The organism is Streptomyces blattellae (assembly GCF_009709555.1).
GTDB lineage: Bacteria > Actinomycetota > Actinomycetes > Streptomycetales > Streptomycetaceae > Streptomyces > Streptomyces blattellae.
This window is the reverse complement of sequence record NZ_WJBG01000213.1, coordinates 139,621-158,599: the sequence shown is the minus strand read 5'-3', so window position 1 is coordinate 158,599 and position 18,979 is coordinate 139,621. Positions and strand designations below refer to the sequence as shown.

Here is an 18,979-nt window from a genome sequence, read left to right as displayed (position 1 = left end):
CACCGCCCCTCCACCCCTCTTTCCAACACGGAGAATCACCTTGGACCCGACCACGAGCTTCGACCCGGAAATCCTCAACCTTCCCCTCTACGACGACCGGCACCGTCGCCTCGCCGACGCCATCGGCACCTGGTGCGACGACCGCACCGCACTGTGGGACGAAGTCCGAGCGGAGGACCCGGACAAGGCCGGCCTGCGCCTCGTACGGCGGCTGGGGGAGGACGGCTGGCTCGCCTTCCTGGACCCCGGCTCCGATCCTGAGGAGCGACCGGGTGACCACCGCACCCTCTGCCTCATGCGCGAGGCGCTCGCGTACGCCGAGGACCTGGCCGACTTCGCCTTCTCGATCCAGGCACTGGCCGCGACCCCCTTGATGCGCTTCGGAAGTCAAGACCAGAAGCTCCGCTACCTGCCGCGCATGGCGCAGGGCTCGCTCGTCGGCGCCTTCGCGGTCTCGGAGGAACAGGCGGGCTCCGACGTAGCCGCCGTCGGTCTCGCCGCCGAGCGCACCGACGACGGTGGCTACGTCCTCAACGGGCACAAGGCGTGGATCGCCAACGGCACCATCGCCGACTTGTACGTCGTCATAGCCCGAACCGGCGAAGGCCCCGGCCCGCTGGGGCTGACGGCCTTCCTGGTCCCCGCCGACACCCCCGGTTTACGGATCAGTGGCCGGCCGGCCCCGGTCGCCCCCCGCTCGTTCGCCCACCTCGCCTTCGAGGACTGCCGGGTGCCACGAGAGGCCGTGCTGGGCAAGCCCGGGAGGGGCTTCGTCATCGCCATGGACCTGCTCGAACGCTTCCGGATGACCGTGGGCGCGGCGGCGCTCGGTTTCGCTCGCCGTGCCGCCGACACCGCTCTGGCGCGCGCCCGCACCCGACAGGTCGGCGGGTCCCTGCTCATCGACCACCAACTGACGAAGGCGTCCCTGGCCGACATGGACGTCCAGCTGAACGCGGCTGCCCTGCTGGTGGCCCGCGCCGCCTGGGAGGCCGACCGCGGCAGCCACCGCTTCGCCCGCCACTCCAGCATCGCCAAGCTCCACGCCACCGAGGAGGCCCAGCGCATCGTCGACACCGCGGTGCAACTGCTTGGCGCGTCGGGCGTCGTCAAGGACAGCGTCACGGAGCGCCTGTACCGGCAGATCCGCTCGCTGCGGATCTATGAGGGCACCTCGGAAATCATGCGGCTGACCATCGCGGGAACCCTCGACACCCGTCGTGCCGACCGTGCCGCCCGCGACCTCTGACCACCCCAGTTCCCCCATTCCGTCAACAAGGAGTTCCCGGGTGACCACCCCGATCGAAGCGGTCCGGCAGCCGGACCCGTACCCCTACTACGCGACGCTGGTGGCCGAGCGTCCGCTGGCATTCGACGAGGCCGTGGGCGCCTGGGTGGCGTGCGACGCCGCGGCGGTACGAGCCGTACTGACCGCCACCGCCCTGCGGGTGCGTCCGCCCGCCGAGCCGGTGCCCGCCGGAATCGCCGGGACCCCCGCCGGCGACGTCTTCGGCGACCTGGTGCGGATGACCGACGGCGGACCGCAGCACCGCCTGAAGGCTGTGGTCGTCGACGCTCTGGGGTGCGTCGACACGGTGCGCGCCGCCGGCCTGGTCGCCGAACGGACCCGTGACGTTCTCGCGACGGGTGGGCGGCCGTCCTTCGAGGAGCTGATGTTCGGCGTGCCCGCCCGGGTCGTGGCGGCGCTCTGCGGGCTCGACCGGGGAGCGGACGCCGAGGCCGGCCGGCTCATCGGCGACTTCGTCCGGTGCATCCCCGCCTCCGCCACCCCCGAGCAGCAGAAGGCCGCGGCGCTCGCGGCCGGCCGGCTCCAGGAACTGCTGGGTCCCGGCCTGGAGCGGGGGGAGGACGGCACCGACCTGCTTGCCGAACTCGTACGGGCCGCGCGGCGCGCCTCCTGGTCCCGCACCGCTCCGCTGCTGGCCAATGCGGTGGGCTTCCTGTCCCAGACCTACGACGCCACGGCCGGGCTGATCGGCAACACCCTGGTGGCGCTGGCTCGCGGTGCGCGCACGCCCTCCGGCCCCGCCGACGCCGAGGCGCTCGTCCGTGAGGTCGTACGCCACGACGCGCCGATCCAGAACACCCGCCGCTTCGCCGCCGAGCCGTTCCGCCACGACGGGGGCGAGATCGCTCCGGGCGAGCAGGTGCTGGTGGTCCTCGCCGCCGCCAACCGTGACCCGGCCGCCAACCCCGATCCGCATACCTTCCGGCCCGGCCGCCAGGACCCCTCGGTCTTCACCTTCGGCGCTGGGGCCCACCGCTGCCCGGGGGAGACTCTGGCCGTCACCGTGGCGGTCGCGGTCGTCCGTGAACTGCTCGCGGCGGGCTTCGACCCGGCGGAGCTGCCGGGCCAGGTGACGTACCGACCGCTGGCCAACGCCCGCATCCCCGTGCTCTAGCCGTTCATACGACCCACCCACAGCTATCCGTCGAAGAGAGAGTGCGAATCTGATGTCGGACAGGCCACGCCTGTGGATGCGGCACGAGTCCCGTAACAGTGAGCGCCGGGCGCCGCTCGTCCCCGAGGACGCCGCGCGGCTCGTCGCCGAGGGTGTCGAGATCACCGTCGAGGAGGCGCCGCAGTGCTCCTTCCCCCTCGCGGACTACGTCGCCGCCGGCTGCCGTACCGCCCCGGCCGGCAGCTGGACCGAAGCCCCTCGGGACCACTACGTCCTGGGCCTGAAGGAACTGCCGGACGCGCCCAACCACCTGGTGCACCGTCACATCTACTTCGGCCACGCCTACAAGGGCCAGACCGGCGCCCGGGAGCTGCTCGGCCGGTTCACGTCCGGCGGCGGAGCCCTGCTGGACCTCGAATACCTGACGGACGACGACGGCCGGCGTGTGGCCGCCTTCGGCTACTGGGCCGGCTACGTCGGCGCGGCCCTGGCCGTGCTCCACCACCGCGGCCTGCTCCGGGCCCCGCTGCACCCGCTGGACCGGTCCGCACTGGACGGTCGGCTTGCCGCCGGGGAACCACCGGCGGACGAGAGGGCCCTGGTGATCGGTGCGCTCGGCCGCAGCGGCCGCGGCGCCTGCGACGCCCTGGAGACGGCGGGCATCACCCCCACCCGCTGGGACATGGCTGAGACCCGCGCCCTGGACCGGACGGCACTGCTCGATCACGACATCCTTGTCAACACCGTGCTCACCACACGGCCCGTACCGCCCTTTCTCACCTCCGAGGACCTCGACGCCCCCGGGCGGCGCCTCTCCCTCATCGCGGATGTCACCTGCGACGTCACCTCCGAGTGCAACGTCCTGCCGGTCTACGACGAGATCACCGACTGGGAGCACCCGGTCCGGCGGTTGCGCGAGGGCGATCGGCCGGCCGACCTCATCGCCATCGACAACCTGCCCTCGCTGCTGCCCGTCGAGTCCAGCCGTGCTTTTTCAGCCGAGTTGTACCCCCAGCTGCTGCGACTGAACGACGCCGACACGGCCTGGGAGCGCGCGCTGCTGGCCTTCGGGACCGCCGCCACCACCGTCCTCAAAGGAAGCACCCATGCCCGTTAGTCGAAACACCACCGAGGCGGCTGCGCCCGCCCCCACAAGCGGCACTGTCCACTGGATCGGCACCGGCCTGTCCACCGGCTCGTCCGGCCTCGGCCTGTTGTGCGACCGGGCTGAGCGCGTGGTGCTGTGGGACCGCACCGCCGAACGCGCCGCCGACCGTCTGACCGCACTCGGCCTGGCCGGCCGCGCCGAGGTCCGCGCGCTCTCGGACGACGCCCTCCAAGACGCGGTCGGCGCCGGCGACGTGGTCGTCTCCATGCTGCCCGCCGCCGAACACCTTCGCCTACTGCGCCTGGCACTCGACCGCCGGGCCCACTTCGCCTGCACCAGCTACGTCTCCGACGCCCTCGCCGAACAGGCCGCGGCCGCGGCGGACGCGGGCGTCGTGGTGCTCGCCGAGGCCGGACTCGATCCGGGCATCGACCACCTGATGGCCCACCGGCTCGTCGAACGCGCCCGCGCGGCGGTCGGCGACACGGCCGAATCAGTCGACTTCACCTCCTACTGCGGTGGCATTCCCGCCGTTCCCAATGACTTCCGCTACCGCTTCAGCTGGGCGCCCTACGGTGTCCTGGCCGCCCTCGGTTCCCCGGCCCGCACCATCGACGAGGGCGTGGAGCGCCCAGTGGCCCGTCCTTGGGAGGCCTCCCGCACGCACCGCCTCGGTGGCGAGGTCTTCGAGGTCTATCCCAATCGCGACAGCCTGCCGTTCGTGGCGCAGTACGGTGTCCCGGAGGGCTGGCGACTGCGCACATTCGTCCGCGGCACCCTGCGCAACGAGGGCTGGCGGAAGGCCTGGAGCGATGTCTTCACCACTGTGAGCACGGGTGACCAGGAGGAGATCCGTTCCCTGGCCAAGGACCTGGCCGCCCGCTACCCCACCACCGACGCCGACCGCGACCGCGTCGTGCTGTCCGTCGCGCTCGACGTCCGTGCCACCGGCGGCGCGCGCTGGCAAGGGTCCTACCTGCTGGACCTGACCGGCGACGAGACCGAGAGCGCCATGGCCCGCTGTGTGTCTCTGCCGCTCGTCACCGGCATCACGCGGATGTTGGCCGGGGCGCTGCCCGCCGGCTTGAACCGCGCCGCGGAGTCCGCTGACGAGACCGCCCGCTGGATGGAACTCCTGGACGCGGCCGGGCTGCACAGCACATTCGTCGACAGCGTCCCTGCCCCCCGAGGAGAGAAGGCATGACTGCCACCGTACGACCCGAGGCCGTCGTCCTCACCGGCGCGTTCTGGGTTGTCTGCCGCAACCCGCGCTACCTGCACGAGATATCCGATCGAGGCCTGAAAGTCCTGCTCATCACGCCTGAGAACTATCGCAGGCATGCCCAGCAGTGCATGAAGGACCCGGAGCACCCAGCGTCGCTCATCGACGACATCGCCTTTGTCGACGGCTCGCTCGACCAGGAGGGCTCGTTCGTCCCCGGCGTCATCGCCCGCTCCCGCACCTGGCGGCACAGATACTCGATCGTCGGCGCGTACGCGGTCGGCGAGACGCTGGTGGAGCCGACCGGGCTGCTCGGTGACGCCCTCGGCCTCCGTGGCCCCGGTCTGCGCGCGACACGCGTGTGCCGTAGCAAGTATCTCCAGCGCTGGTACCTGGATGAGTTCAGCCCCGCCTCCCTGGTGATCCCGCCCGGCGAGCGCGAGGACGTCGACCTCGGCTCGCTGCGGTATCCGGCGGTGGCCAAGCCCGCGACCCGGCACTCCAGTTCAGGCGTGGCGACCGTGGCCGACGCCTCCGAACTGCGGGAGCTACTCGCGGAGTACCCCGAGTACGAGACCGTTCTGGTCGAGCAGAAGACCGAAGGCCAGGAGTACTCGGTCGAAAGTCTTGTGCAGGACGGCACAGTCATCTTCGCGTCCGTCACCCGCAAGGAGACCACTGAATCTGCCGCCCGCACCTTCGTAGAGCTCTCCCACTCGGTGCCCAACTCCCACACGGGGGCCGATGAGACGCTTCTGACGGCCAACCAGCGGCTGCTGGAGGCCCTGGAATTCCGCGACGGCATCGCCCACGCGGAATGGCGCACGGGCGCCGATGGCCAGCCGTATCTGATGGAGATCGCGGCCCGCACCCCGGGCGACGGCCTGCTCGCGCTCTATCAACTCGCAACCGGGGCCCCCTTGGAGCCCGAAATCATCCGGATCGCGCTGGGCGAGCCCGCCGCCTACCCGGCGCCGCGCCGCTGGGCCCGCCAGGTCTACCTGGACCACGAGCCCGGCATCCTGGAGGGCGTCAGCGTCGACTGGCCGGGTGTGGCGCCTGTATGGGTCGGTGACGGCGGGATGTGGCCCGAGATCGTCCCAGGCGGACCGGACGCCCCGCCCACGTTGCGCGCGGTTCTGGTGCTCAAGGAGAAGGGGGCCACGCTCTCCCCGCTGGCCAGCTCCGACGACCGGGCGGTGACCTTCCTCATCGACGCCCCCAGCCCCCGGCAGCTCGACGAGCTGGAAGCCCAGGTGCGCGCTGCGGTGAACGTGGCGATACGGACGGTGGACGGGCATGACAGCTGATCAGGTAGCCCAGGGCGAGGCGGTGACCGACGGACCGGCCACCGTATGGGCCACGTTCCGGGAGGCACCGCTCTCGGTGAAGACCGTGCTCGCCGGGGTCCTCGTCAACCGCCTCAGCGGCTTCCTCAACGTCTTCCTGGTGCTGTTCCTGACGGCCAGGGGCTACTCTGCGGGCAGCACTGTCCTTGCTCTCGGCGTGTACGGTGGCGGTGCCGTCGTCGGATCGCTGATCGGCGGCACCCTCGCGGACCGGATGGGCGTCCGCAACGCCACGGTCGTTTCGATGGGCAGCACCAGCGTCCTGACGGCGGCTCTGCTCTATCTGCCCGGCCTGCCGTTGCTGTTGTCGGCCATCGCGCTGGTCAGCCTTGGAGCCCAGCTCTTCCGGCCCGCGTCGGCGATGCTGCTGGCGGAGCTGACTCCCGCGAACCGGCAGGTCATGATCTTCGCGATGTACCGGTTCGGGCTCAATGTGGGGGCGACGGCCGCGCCCCTCCTCGGCTACGCCCTGTACAACGCCGGAGGACACCAGTACACCCTGCTCTTCTGGGGCGAGGCGCTGATTGCCACGCTCTACGCGGTTCTCGCCTGGACGACGCTGCCTGCCCGTACCGCGGATGGGAAGACCAAGAAGGATGCGGAGGAGAAGCGGTCGGGTGGCGGCTATGCGGCCGTGGTCCGTGACCGGCGGTTCGTGCTGTACCTGATCGCGGCCTTCTGCCACGCCGCTGTCTACATGCAGTACACGTCCACACTGCCGCTCTACATGAAGGACGCCGGCATGGCGCTCTTCTGGTACACCTTCGCCGTATCGCTCAACGGCTTCATCGTCATCGTCTTCGAACTGCTGGTCACCAAACTCGCCCAGGCATGGCCACTGAAGGTGACGGTCGGCCTCGGGTTCGCCCTGGTGGGCGCTGGGGTAGCGGTATACGGCCTGCCGATCGGGCCCGCGGCCGTCGTCATCGGCACCCTCGTCTGGTCCATCGGCGAGATACTGGGCGGCCCGTCGGTGTTCGCCTATCCGGCGAGCGCGGGCCCGGAGAACCTGAGATCCCGCTACATCGGAAGCTTCCAGTTCATGTTCGGCCTCGGCACCGCCGTCGGTCCGATGATCGGCAGCTGGCTGTTTCTGCAACTGGGCGGCGGCCTGGTCTGGCCCGTTGTGGCCCTCGGCTCCCTCGTTGCCACTGTCTGTGGCCTGGCCGCCGTGCGCAAGCCTCAGCCGCCACTGCCGCCCGACGGGCGGAAGCAGACCCCGGTCCTGACTGAGACACCGACGGCCTGATCGCCGGACCGCCCCCTACGACACCCCCACCGCCAGGCATCTTGTCCCGCACCGTCAACGGCAACCAGGCATGCCGTTTTCTGTGCAATTCATCATGTTTTCACATCCCATATCCGGCATTTCTTTAGTTGCATGCCGCCGGCACCAGTCCGAAGGAGAGATCCGACCATGGGGCACGAGAAAACCACGCCTGACTCCACGCACTACCGTTGCGTGGGGGTTGGTGTGGGACCCGCCAACCTGAGCCTCGCGTCACTGCTGCACAGCCGTACGGAGGTGCGCAACCTCTTCATCGACCGCAAGGAGTCCTTCGGCTGGCACGACGGCCAGCAGATACCCGGCACGACCCTGCAGGTCTCCATGTTCAAGGACCTGGTCTCGCTCTCCGACCCCAAGTCCCCGTTCTCCTTCCTGGCCTATCTGCACGACCAGGGGCGGGTGTACCACTTCCTCAACGCCCAGTTCGACGACGTGCCGCGCCTGGAGTTCCGCAACTACCTGGCCTGGGCGAGCCGGCGTAACGAGAACATCGTCTTCGGTGAGACGGTCGAGGAGGTCGGCTTCGACGGTGTCTTCACCGTCCGCACCGACCACCGCACCGTCACCGCCGACAACGTCGTCGTCGGTGTGGGCAACCAGCCCTGGGTGCCGGAGCAGGGCCGCGGCCACCTCGGCGCCACCCAGTTCCACGTCAACGACTTCGTGACCTCGGCCCGGAACCTGGGGGGCAAGCGGGTCGTGGTGGTCGGCGGCGGTCAGTCCGGCGCCGAGGCCTTCTCGGACCTGATCTCCCGCTCCGGCGCCGAACTGCCGCGGCGGGTCTCATGGATATCGCGGCGCCGCAACTACTTCCCCATCGACGACTCGCCGTTCACCAACGACTACTACATGCCCGACCACTCCGACTACTTCTACAGCCTCGGCACAGAGGTCCGCGCCGCGTTCAACGCCCAGCACATCCTCACCAGCGACGGCATCTCCGAGTCCACGCTGCGCGACATCTACCAGCGCATATACGTCCACCGCTTCGTGGAGGGCAACCCCGACCTGGTCGGGCTGCATCCCAACCGCGAGGTCGTCGGAGTCGAGGCCGGCTCGGCGGGCGGCTGGGACATCACCGTCCGGCACAACGACGAGCCCGGAGCCCGGGAGCACTTCGAGGCGGACGTCGTCGTATGGGCCACCGGATTCCGGCCCGCAGCCACGGACTTCCTCGCTCCGATCGCCCACCGCCTCGAACGCGACGGCGACGAGCTGCGCATCGACGAGGACTACGCGGTGTGCTGGGACGGCCCGGCCGACCGCAGCGTCTTCGTGCAGAACGCCGCCCGCGGCCAGCGCGGCCTCGCCGACCCCAACCTCAGCCTCAACGCCTGGCGCAGCCAGCGCATCGCCGACCGGCTGTCAGGCGCGCGCAGCAACGAGCAGCTGGCGTCCTTCATCGAATGGTCGACCAAGACCGGCACCAAGATGCCGTGGGGGGCATGATGACTACGCGGAACACCGACCATGACTACGCGGTGGTCGGCGGCGGAGTGCTCGGCTGCCTGATCACGCGGGAGATCCTCACCCGCGATCCGCACGCCTCCGTGGCCCTGCTGGAGCGGGACGCCATCGGCAGCGGCGCCACCCGCCGCTCGGCCGGCCTGCACTTCCCGCGCGGCTCCACACCACGCGTCCGCGGCATGGCCTCGTACAGCCAGCAGTGGTACGCCGAGCTCAAGGGCGCCCGCCCGGAACTGCCGCTGCACAGCCTGCGGATGACGGTCGTCTCCCCCACCACGGAGGAGACCCGGCTGCGCGGCACCTATCTGCCCGAGGCGAAACTGCGGCCTACGGCGGCACTCCCGGCGGCCGTCGCGGCGCTGCCCGACGGCATGAGCGCCTGGGAGGGCGACGGCTGCCAGTACGCGGACGTCCACGCCCTCAGCCACGTCCTGGCCCGCGAGCTGCGTCCGCACGCCAAGTTCCGCGAAGGGGCTCAGGTCACCGGCGTGGTCCCTGTGGCGGACGGGGTGCGTCTGGAGCTCGGCACCGGTGACGCGCTCACCGCCGGGCATGTGGTCCTCGCCCCCGGCCCATGGCTGGCTGCCCCTGCCTGGAAGGAACTCGTCGCCCCGCTCGGCGCCCGGGTGAAGAAGGTCGTGGCCCTGCACATCGAGATTCCGCCGACCGCCGACGACGAGGCCATCGTCTTCGAGGACGAGGACGCCTTCCTGCTGCCGTACCACGAACGCGGCCACTGGCTGTTCAGCTACACCTGCCAGGAGTGGGACGTCGACCCCGACACGGTGCCGGCGAGCCTGTCGCCGACCGATCGGAGGGCGGCCCTCGCCACACTGCGCCAGTACGCCCCCCACCTGGTGGAGCACTGCACCTCCGGCCGCGTCTTCTGCGACGCGTACGGGCCCGACTTCGAGCCGCTGGTCCGCGCGCTCACCGATGACGGGCGCGTGGTCTTCGCGGGCGCCGCCAACGGCTCCGGCTACCGGCTGGGCCCCGCCATCGCGGCGGAGACCGCCGATCTGCTCCCCCTTCCGTCCCAGTGAGACTTCCGTCCCAGCGAAAGGACGCGACGTGATCATCAACACCTACGACGACACCGCACTCTCCAAGGCGTTCGGCATCGACATGAGCAGCATCGAAGGCCTCGGCACGGGCGCCGGCTGGGGACGTGTCGCCCCCGGCCGGGCCTCCGACAGCCATCAGCACGACGAGACCGAGTTCTTCGTGATCGTCGCGGGCCGTGGCGAGTTCATCGTCGACGGGCGGCGGCACCCGGCCGCCCCCGGCACGGTGGCGCTCTTCGAGCCCTTCGAGTCCCACGTCCTGGAGAACACCGGCGACGAAGATCTCGTCTTCCTCACCCAGTACTGGCGCGACGCCGGACGCGCTCTGGCCTCCGCGCGGAACACCGAACGCAAGACCTTCGGCGAGCGGCCGGTCTTCGTCTTCTCCACCCCGCCCACCCCCAACGGCGATCTCCACCTCGGCCATCTCTCCGGGCCCTACCTCGGTGCCGACGTCTTTGTCCGGCACCAGCGGATGAACGGCACCAACGCCTGGCATCTGACCGGCAGCGACGACTACCAGAGCTACGTGCCGGCCGCCGCCCGCGCCGAGGGCCGTGAACCCGCCGAGACCGCGGCCCACTACAGCGCCGAGATAGCCGCGACCCTTGAGCTGATGGACATCACCCCCGATCAGTACACCGTCACCCATGACGACCCCGCCTACCGGGTCGGCCTGCAGGACTTCTTCTCCCGTGTCGTCGCCTCCGGTACGGTCGAGGTCACGGAGGCCGACGCGCTCTTCGACGCGGAGAACGGCCAGTACCTCTACGAGGTCGACGTCAAGGGCGGCTGCCCGGGCTGCGGTTCGGGCACCAGCGGCAACATCTGCGAAGAGTGCGGCGAGCCCAACACCGTCACGGATCTTGTGGAGCCCGCCTCCACGCATTCGGCCGCGGCCCCCCGCCGCGGCCCGATGGCTCGGTGGATCCTGCCCCTGCACACCTTCCAGGGCGACATCGCCGCCCACCACCACCTCGGCCGGGTCCCGGCACGACTGCGGGAACTCGCCGACCGGCTCTTCAACCGCCCGAGCCTGGACATCCCCCTCACCCACCCCTCCTCCTGGGGCGTCCCCCCGGCTGGGAACGACGTGGACGGCCAGGTCATCTGGGTGTGGCCGGAGATGTCGTACGGCTTTCTGCACGGCATCCAGGCCCTAGGCGCCCGCCTGGGCGAGAACTGGCGGGCAGCCGAGCCCAGCCAGGACTGGAAGATCGTCCACTTCTTCGGCTACGACAACAGCTTCTACCACTCGGTGCTCTACCCGGCCCTGTACCGGCTCGCGTTCCCGGGCTGGACACCGGACATCGACTACCACGTCAACGAGTTCTACCTGCTCGAAGGCAGCAAGTTCTCCACCAGCCGGCGCCACGCCATCTGGGGCAAGGAGATCCTCGGCCCCGATTCCGTCGACTCCGTCCGCTACTTCCTCGCAGCCACCCGTCCCGAGGGGACGCGCACCAACTTCCAGCGCGCGGCCTACGAGTCGGCTCTGACCGACACCCTCATCGGCACCTGGCAGACCTGGCTGAACGACCTCGGCTCCCGGATCGCCAAACGCTACGAAGGCACAGCCCCGGACGCCGGGAACTGGACACCCGAACACTCCGCCTTCCTCGGCCGGCTTGGCGCCCGACTCGCCGCGGTCACCGACGCGCTGGGCTCCGACGGCTTCTCCCTGAACCAGGCCGCCGCCGAACTCGACGGCATCGTCACCGACACCCTGCGCTTCTCGCGCCAGGAGTCGCTCCTCGCCGAGACCGCGGGCTGGGAGAACGAGACCCGTACCGCCATCGCCCTGGAACTGGCCGCCGCCCGCCTCCTCGCCCACGCCGCCGCCCCCGTCATGCCGCGCTTCGCCGCACACCTGGCCGACATGCTCGGCATGCCCGAGCCGACCACCTGGCCGCGCACCGTCGAGCTCGTCGCCCCCGACAGCGAGATCCGCCTCGCGGACGCCGTCTTCTTCCGCCCGACGCGAATCCCGGCAGCTCCCTCCCCGACACACATAGGCCCGCAGCTGGAGCCGTGGCTGAGAGGCCTCGTGCGGACCGTGCTCCAACTCCCCGACGACAAGGTGGTCAGCGACCACGACCTCAGCCAGTTGAACACCAGCTCTCTACAGGCCGTCACCCTCCAGTACCAGATCCTCGAAACCCTCGACGTGGACGTCAGCGTCGAGGAGCTCCTTGGCAGCCAGGACATCAACTCCCTCGCCACGATCATCGAGGAACGCGCCGAGCCGGCGGCCCTGGCCGCACTCGCGGAGGCGAAGGTTCGATGAGCTATCGCGAGGTGTTGCGCGAGATCGAAAGCCGCGGCCTGTCAGTCTCCCTCTCCGGCAACGACCTGCGGCTTCAGGGCGGCCGCGAGCGCATGGACCCCAAGTTCATCGCCCGCATCAAGAGCGTGAAGAACGAGCTGATCGCCCACCTCACCGAGGAGGAGCGACACGGCCCAGGCTTCCCGCTCACTACCCTCCAGCGCGCCTATCTGCTCGGTCGCGGCGGCATCTTCGAGATCGGTGATGTGGCCAGCCACGTCTATCACGAGATCGAGGGCGTGTGGGACGTCGATCGCCTGGAGTCCGCACTGGAAGCAGTCGTGGACGCGCACAGCGCGCTGCGTTCCCGCTTCGTCGGCGACGACCGTCAGATCACCGAGTTCCGTCAGTACCGGCCCCGGATCCCCCGCCTCGACCTGAGCCGGGAGAGCCCCGAGGAACAGCACCGCATCCGCCGCGAACTGCGCGAGAAACGCTCCCATCGGGTGCTCGCCGCCGACCAGGTGCCTCTGATCGCCGCTGATGTGACCATCCTCGCCGAAGACCGCATGGTCCTCCATGTCAGCCACGACGGGCTGGTCATGGACGGCATCAGCATGTTCCTGTTCTTCCATGCCTGGTGGCAGCATTACCGCGACGGCACCGACGAAGGCGCGCCCCAGGAGCTGCCGTACGCGGATTACGTCGCGGCCCTGGAGTCCGCCCGCGACCGGGCCCCGGCCCGCCGCTCGCGGGAGTACTGGCTTGCACGGGTCGACGACCTCGCCCCGCACCCGGACCTGCCCCTGCGCACCAGCCCGTCCGCGGTGACCGACACCCGCTTCTCCCAGCGGCAGGTGCGCCTGGGTGAACGGGCGTGGACCGCGCTGAAGGAGCGGGCCGCCCACGCCCGGCTCACCCCCTCGGCGCTGCTGCTCGCCGCCTACGCCGAGACGCTGGCAACCTGGGGCGGCGGCATGCGGTTCACCCTCAACACCACGGTGGCCAACCGCCCGCCCATGCACCCCCGGGTCTTCCAGGCCATCGGCAACTTCTCCGACACCATGCTCGTCGAGATCGAGGTCGACAGGGCCCGCAGCTTCGAGGAGCGGGCCCGCGCCCTGCAGACCAGGCTGCGGCGCGACCTGGATCACCGGCACTTCTCCGGCAGCGACGTCATGCAGGAACTGGCACGCCGACGTGGCGGCGTGGCCGGCGCCCGGATGCCGTTCACGTTCAACAGCGCGATCGGTCATGTGGGCGGCGACATCGACGGCTCCGCACTGGAGCTGTTCGGGCCGGAGGTGTTCACCGTCAGCCAGACCCCCCAGGTGTGGCTCAACGCCTTCGCGATGGAACAGCACGGCGGGCTCGTCGTCCAACTCGACGGCGTCGACGAGCTTTTCCCCAAGGGCCTGCTCGACGATCTCGCCCACGGCTACCGCACGCTCCTCGACACGCTCGTCGACGAGGCCGCCTGGCAGCGCCACACGTTCGACCTGCTGCCCGAGGCCCAGCGCGAACGGCGCCGCGAGGCCAACGACACCGCCGTGCCCCTGCCCGAGACCATGCTGGGCGACGCGTTCCGTGCCCAGGCCGAACGCACCCCGGACGCGCCCGCCGTCATCACCTCGGGACGCCAGGTCAGCTACGGCGAACTGCTGCGCCGGGCCGCGGCCGCGGCGGCCCGGCTGCGCGCGGGAAATGTCGGCCGCAACGAGTTGGTCGGCCTGGTGATGAGCCGCGGGCCCGAGCAGATCGTCGGCATCCTCGCCACCGCGTTGGCCGGCGCCGCCTATCTGCCTGTCGACGCCGCACTGCCCGCCGAGCGGCAGAACTACATGCTGCGCGACGGCCGGGTGCGCCATGTACTCACCAACACCGGCTGGCAGGACACCGATGGCGAACGGCAGGTGCTGCACCTCGACATCACCGACGCCGAGCAGACGGAGGACCTGCCCGTCCCGCTGCCGGGCTCCTGCCCCGACGACCTCGCCTATGTGCTCTACACCTCCGGCACCACGGGTGAGCCCAAGGGCGTCATGGTCAGCCACCGCAATGTCGCCAACGTCGTGGCCGACTGCCACAAGCGATTCGGCATCGCGCCCAGGGACCGGTTCTTCGCCATCAGCGCGTTCAACTTCGACCTGTCGGTGTGGGATGTCTTCGGCGCGCTGTCGGCCGGCGCGGCCCTGGTGATGCCCGACCGGGACCGGGCCGCCGACCCCGCCCACTGGCTGGAGCTGTGCGAGAGCACCGGAGTGACCGTCTGGAACTCGGTGCCCGCCATCGTCTCCCTGCTGCACGACCAGGCAGTCGCCGACGACACCGTCCCGCCGTCGCTGCGCCTGGTGATGATGAGCGGCGACCGCATCCCGCCGGCCCTGCCGGCCGCGCTGCGCCAGCTGAAGCCCGACGTGGACGTCATCTCGCTCGGCGGGCCCACCGAGACGACGATCTGGAACATCCTGCACCCCGTCGGCCCCGACGAGGACGGCAGCGAGTCCATCCCGTACGGCCGCCCGAACGCCAACAACCGTGCCTACGTGCTCGACCGGGACGGGCTGGACTGTCCCGACTGGGTGACCGGCGAGATCTGCGCGGCGGGCACCGGCCTGGCCCGCGGCTACTGGGGCGACGAGGCGCGCACCGCCGAGCGGTTCCTCCACGACGACCACCGCGGCGAACGCCTCTACCGCACCGGAGACCTGGGCCGCTATCTGCCCGACGGCAGTATCGCGATCCTCGGCCGCAGTGACTTCCAGATCAAGGTCAACGGCTACCGCATCGAGGCCGGCGAGGTCGAGACGCGGCTGGTCGGCATCGAAGCCGTGGCCAAGGCCGTTGTCGCCGGACGCCCCGGCGCCCAGGGCGACCGCCTGGTGGCCCACCTGGTGCCGGCCGGTGAGCGGCGGCCCGGCTTGGCCGAACTGCGCGACGCCCTGCGCCGCGACCTGCCCGACTACATGGTCCCCACAGCCGTGATCTGGCACGAGGAACTGCCGCTGACCAGGAACGGCAAGGTCGACCGGGGAAAGCTCGCCGACGTCCCCTTCGAGGACACGGCGCGTGCCGCCGACGGGACGGGCAGTGGCGGCGAACCCGCGACGGACACCGAGAAGGTCCTCGTCGGGATCTGGTCCCAGGTACTGCGCGGGGCACGGGTCGGCGTCCACGACAGCCTGGGCGCCCTCGGCGGCAACTCCATCGCCGCGGCCCGGATCCTCACCGCCGTCCGCAAGCGGTTCGGCGTCACCATCCCACTCGACATGTTCGCCGACATGGACACCGTCCGGGCCATGGCCACTGCCCTCGCCCCCCGAGAGGAAGATCAGTGACCGACCACTCGACGATCAATCACATCGTCTCCACCGTGCCGATCAGCGGACGCATCTCCTTCGCCCGGCTCGACGGTACGTGGAGCATCGGCCTGTCGGAGCTGTACGAGATGGCCGGCCGGCTGGCCCGGCGGCTGCGGGCCCGCGGTATCGGACCGGGCGACCGGATCGGCATCCTGGCTGCCAACAGCCTGGAATGGGTGCTGCTCGACCTCGCGGCACTGCGCCTGAAGGCTGAGACCGCGGGCTTCGAACCCGGCAAGTTCGACCCCGACGACCAGCTCACCGAGCGCTACGGCGTCACACTGCTGTTCACCGACCGGCAGACGAACGCCTCCGGGACCCTGCCGATCAGCGAGGTCCGCGCCCTCGCCGAGGAGCCGGACGACCTGGACGCCGAGCTCCTGCCCCCTGTCACCTGGGCACCGCGCGACGTGACGACCATCAAGTTCACCTCGGGCAGCACCGGTACGCCCAAGGGTCTGGCCGCGACCGTCGGCAGCATCGACAGCTCACTGGCCGCGGTGCAGGAGATCTTCGAGCACAAGCCGGGGGACGACCTGTTCGTCTTCCTGCCGCTGTCACTGCTCCAGCAGCGCTACTGGATCTACTCCGCGCTCGCCCACGGCCACGACGTCACCGTCAGCACCTACGAGGCGGCCTACGCGGCGCTGCGACGCACCCGGCCCACCGTCGTCATGGGCGTACCCGCCTTCTACGAGACGGCCAAGCGGCAGATCGAGACACGGCTGCGCCGCTCGGGCGGCACGGAGACCCTCAAGCAGGCCGCCGGCCGCATGTTCGGCGACCGCGTCCGCTACCTGTGGACCGGCTCCGCGCCCGCCGCCGCGACGATGCTGAGCTTCTTCACCGAGGCCGGGCTTCCCATCTACGAGGGCTACGGGCTCAACGAAACCTGCATCGTCACGAAGAACCACCCTGGTGCCAGCCGTGCGGGCAGTGTCGGCAGGGTGCTGCGGGGCAAGGAGGTGCTGGTGGACGAGGACGGCGTCATCAGCGTCCGCAGCGATCACCCCGTGGGCTACGGCTACGAGTACGCCGCCCCCGGCGACTCCGAGCGGGTCTTCGGCCCCGACGGCACCGTACGCACCGGCGACCTCGGGTACGTCGACGAGGACGGCTTCCTCTTCATCCGAGGCCGGGCCGACGACGTCATCGTCCTGGACAACGGCAAGAAGGTCGTGGTCCGGCCGATCGAGGAGAGCATGCGCACCAGCCCGGCCATCGCCGAGTGCGTCCTGTTCTGCCCTGCGCAGACCGACCTGGTCGCCGTCGTCTCCCCGGCCACGGTACCCGCCGACCGAGATGCCATCGCATCCCAACTCGCCCTGACCAACGCCTCGTTGGCCAAGGATGAACAGATCAGCAGGGTTGTCGTCAGCGAGGCTCCGTTCAGCATCGAAGGCGGCCTGCTCACCTCCCAGTACAAGCCGAAACGCAAGCAGATCCTCGAGGCCTACCGGGCCGAGATCCACGACAGCAAGGAAGGCATCCATGCGGCCTGACATCGAAAGCGCGGCCAGGGACAATCTCTCCGCGGTGCTCAACCCGCCCGTCGGCCCCGACGACCTCGACCTCGACGCGGACATGGCCGGCACCTACGGCCTGACCTCCCTCAACAAGGTCCTCTTCCTGACCGAGGTGTGCGAGGCGACCGACGTCGACCTCGCCAACTTCACCGAACACGATCTCGCCGAGATGCGCACCCTGCGCAGCGTCGCCGAGGCTCTGACCCGACACACGAACAAGGTGGCCTGACCATGACCTGGACACAGAACGCGGCAGCGGTCCTGGAGAACGAGCATGTCCAGCTGCGACCGGTCGTCGAGGCCGACCGCGAGAACGTACGGGCCGTGGCCATGGACCCCGACATCTGGCGCTACTTCGTCTCCGCCGTGGAGACCGACGCCGACTTCGAGAAATTCTTCGACGCCTGCCTCGCCGACCAGGCGGCCGGCCGCCGCGTCGTCTACGTCATCACCGACCGGGCGAGCGGCCGCGTCGCGGGCAGCATGAGCTACGGCAACATGGCCGAGGCCGACGCCCGCCTGGAGATCGGCTGGTCCTGGCTGGGCCGTGACTTCCGGGGCCAGGGCATCAACCGCTGGGCCAAATACCTGCTGCTGGAACACGCCTTCGACACGCTGGGTGCCGAGCGGGTCGAGTTCAAGACCGACATCCTCAACACCCAGGCACGTCGCGGCCTGCGCAACATCGGGGCCGTCGAGGAAGGCACCCTGCGCAGCTTCAACTACATGCCCGGCGGCCGCCGCCGCGACGCGATCTTCTACAGCGTGCTGCGCGCCGAATGGCCGCGCGTCCAACAGGAGCTCGCCACCAAGCCGAAGGTCTCCCAGCTGGACGCCGTCGGATGACCGTGGGCGGGGGCATCCCCTTCATCCGCGCGTCCGGTGACCCCTTCACTGTCGGACGCGCCCATGGCGAGGCCCTCGCCGGTCCGCTTCGCGCGTTCCTCGACGACTCGCTCTGCCGCCTGAACAAGGTCATGCCGGAGCCGGTCACCCAGGACGGACTGCTGCCGTCGATCGCCGCCTACCGGGCGGCGGTCGCGGCGGCCCTGCCGGCCCAGGCGGCGGAGGTCGCGGGCCTCGCCTCCGGCGCCGCGATCACCGAGGACGAGGCGTGGCTGCTTCAGCTGCGCCGGGAGATCATGGGCTATCGCAAGGTGCCGACCGCGGGCGACTGCACGACGTACGCCCGCACTGCCCGTAGCTCGCCGGTGCTCGCGCAGACCATCGACCTCAACGGCGATCTGGACGACTACATCGGCGTCCTGGAGATCGCCCGCGGTGACTCGCCCCGCCGCTCGCTCGTCCTCAGCTTCGGTGGCCTGCTCGGGTATCTGGGCCTCAACAGCGACGGCCTCGCGGTCGGCCTCAACCTGGTCCTGGGCGGCGAGTGGCGCCCAGGAGTGCCGCCCTATCTCGCGATCCGCCATCTCCTGGACACGGCACGGGACGTCACCGAGGCCCTGGAGATCCTGAGCACCCTGCCGCTCGCCAGCTCCCGCACGCTCGTGCTGTGCGACCGGGGACGCGCAGTCTGCGTGGAGGTCCTCGGGGATGAGCTCAGGACCATCGAGGACGCGGAGGTGGCGCACACGAACCACTTCCTGCATCCCGATTTCGTACCGGGTGACGAGATCAACGTCTTCGCCCGCAATTCGTCGGTCCGCAGGTTGAAGGCGGCCGCCGCCGGACTCGGCGAACTGCCCCCCGGCGCCGGCCCGGAGGAGCACTTCGCGCTGTTGTCCCAGTCTCCGATCCGTGTACCGGACCGGGGAGACATCCGCGCCGAACGCACCGTCGCCGCCGTCGTTCTGCTGCCCGATCGCGGTGAGTTGCACGTACGCCCCGGCGACCCGGCACTGTCACGGACACAGGTTTTCAGCCTGTAGGCAGGGGGCGGTCAC

Annotated in this window: 14 protein-coding genes; all 14 read left to right on the top strand. The window is 70.2% G+C overall.

The genetic code is table 11. From position 1 onward, the window contains the following. The first annotated feature begins 40 nt into the window (after nt 1-40). The 14 genes from GFH49_RS29435 to GFH49_RS29370 all read left to right on the top strand — a co-directional run bounded on the left by GFH49_RS29435 (nt 41) and on the right by GFH49_RS29370 (nt 18,964). Nucleotides 41-1,249 (top strand): acyl-CoA dehydrogenase family protein, encoded by a 1,209-nt coding sequence (locus GFH49_RS29435; protein ID WP_155059090.1) that lies wholly within the window; start codon nt 41-43, stop codon nt 1,247-1,249. Between the two features lie 40 nt (nt 1,250-1,289). After that, nucleotides 1,290-2,423 carry a cytochrome P450 gene (locus GFH49_RS29430; RefSeq protein WP_155059089.1) on the top strand — a complete coding sequence of 378 codons (1,134 nt, stop codon included), beginning with the start codon at nt 1,290-1,292 and terminating at the stop codon, nt 2,421-2,423. A 52-nt stretch (nt 2,424-2,475) separates the two neighbouring features. Beyond that, nucleotides 2,476-3,540 (top strand): saccharopine dehydrogenase, encoded by a 1,065-nt coding sequence (locus GFH49_RS29425; RefSeq protein WP_155059088.1) that lies wholly within the window; start codon nt 2,476-2,478, stop codon nt 3,538-3,540. Further along, nucleotides 3,530-4,735 (top strand): saccharopine dehydrogenase C-terminal domain-containing protein, encoded by a 1,206-nt coding sequence (locus GFH49_RS29420; protein WP_155059087.1) that lies wholly within the window; start codon nt 3,530-3,532, stop codon nt 4,733-4,735. The genes GFH49_RS29425 and GFH49_RS29420 overlap by 11 nt, the downstream gene beginning before the upstream one ends. Then, complete coding sequence (locus tag GFH49_RS29415; RefSeq protein ID WP_155059086.1) at nt 4,732-6,063, top strand: ATP-grasp domain-containing protein; 1,332 nt, start codon at nt 4,732-4,734, stop codon at nt 6,061-6,063. The genes GFH49_RS29420 and GFH49_RS29415 overlap by 4 nt, the downstream gene beginning before the upstream one ends. Then, complete coding sequence (locus GFH49_RS29410; RefSeq protein WP_155059085.1) at nt 6,053-7,351, top strand: MFS transporter; 1,299 nt, start codon at nt 6,053-6,055, stop codon at nt 7,349-7,351. The genes GFH49_RS29415 and GFH49_RS29410 overlap by 11 nt, the downstream gene beginning before the upstream one ends. A gap of 168 nt (nt 7,352-7,519) precedes the next feature. Next, on the top strand, nt 7,520-8,839 hold the full coding sequence (locus tag GFH49_RS29405) for a lysine N(6)-hydroxylase/L-ornithine N(5)-oxygenase family protein (protein WP_155059084.1): 1,320 nt from the start codon (nt 7,520-7,522) through the stop codon (nt 8,837-8,839). Continuing rightward, entirely contained in the window at nt 8,836-9,900 is a 1,065-nt protein-coding gene (locus tag GFH49_RS29400; RefSeq protein WP_328288299.1) for an NAD(P)/FAD-dependent oxidoreductase, read from the top strand. The genes GFH49_RS29405 and GFH49_RS29400 overlap by 4 nt, the downstream gene beginning before the upstream one ends. A 28-nt stretch (nt 9,901-9,928) precedes the next feature. After that, entirely contained in the window at nt 9,929-12,208 is a 2,280-nt protein-coding gene (locus GFH49_RS29395) for a class I tRNA ligase family protein (protein ID WP_230396557.1), read from the top strand. Continuing rightward, complete coding sequence (locus GFH49_RS29390) at nt 12,205-15,525, top strand: non-ribosomal peptide synthetase (RefSeq protein ID WP_155059082.1); 3,321 nt, start codon at nt 12,205-12,207, stop codon at nt 15,523-15,525. The genes GFH49_RS29395 and GFH49_RS29390 overlap by 4 nt, the downstream gene beginning before the upstream one ends. Then, entirely contained in the window at nt 15,522-17,051 is a 1,530-nt protein-coding gene (locus GFH49_RS29385; RefSeq protein ID WP_196218160.1) for an AMP-binding protein, read from the top strand. Before GFH49_RS29390 ends, GFH49_RS29385 begins: the two co-directional genes overlap by 4 nt. Then, nucleotides 17,041-17,304, top strand: a complete 264-nt coding sequence (locus GFH49_RS29380; protein WP_155059081.1) for an acyl carrier protein — start codon at nt 17,041-17,043, stop codon at nt 17,302-17,304. Before GFH49_RS29385 ends, GFH49_RS29380 begins: the two co-directional genes overlap by 11 nt. A gap of 2 nt (nt 17,305-17,306) precedes the next feature. Further along, nucleotides 17,307-17,921, top strand: a complete 615-nt coding sequence (locus tag GFH49_RS29375) for a GNAT family N-acetyltransferase (RefSeq protein ID WP_155059080.1) — start codon at nt 17,307-17,309, stop codon at nt 17,919-17,921. After that, nucleotides 17,918-18,964: a C45 family autoproteolytic acyltransferase/hydrolase gene (locus tag GFH49_RS29370; protein ID WP_155059079.1), complete on the top strand. Its 1,047-nt coding sequence runs from the start codon at nt 17,918-17,920 to the stop codon at nt 18,962-18,964. Before GFH49_RS29375 ends, GFH49_RS29370 begins: the two co-directional genes overlap by 4 nt. Nucleotides 18,965-18,979 lie beyond the last annotated feature (15 nt).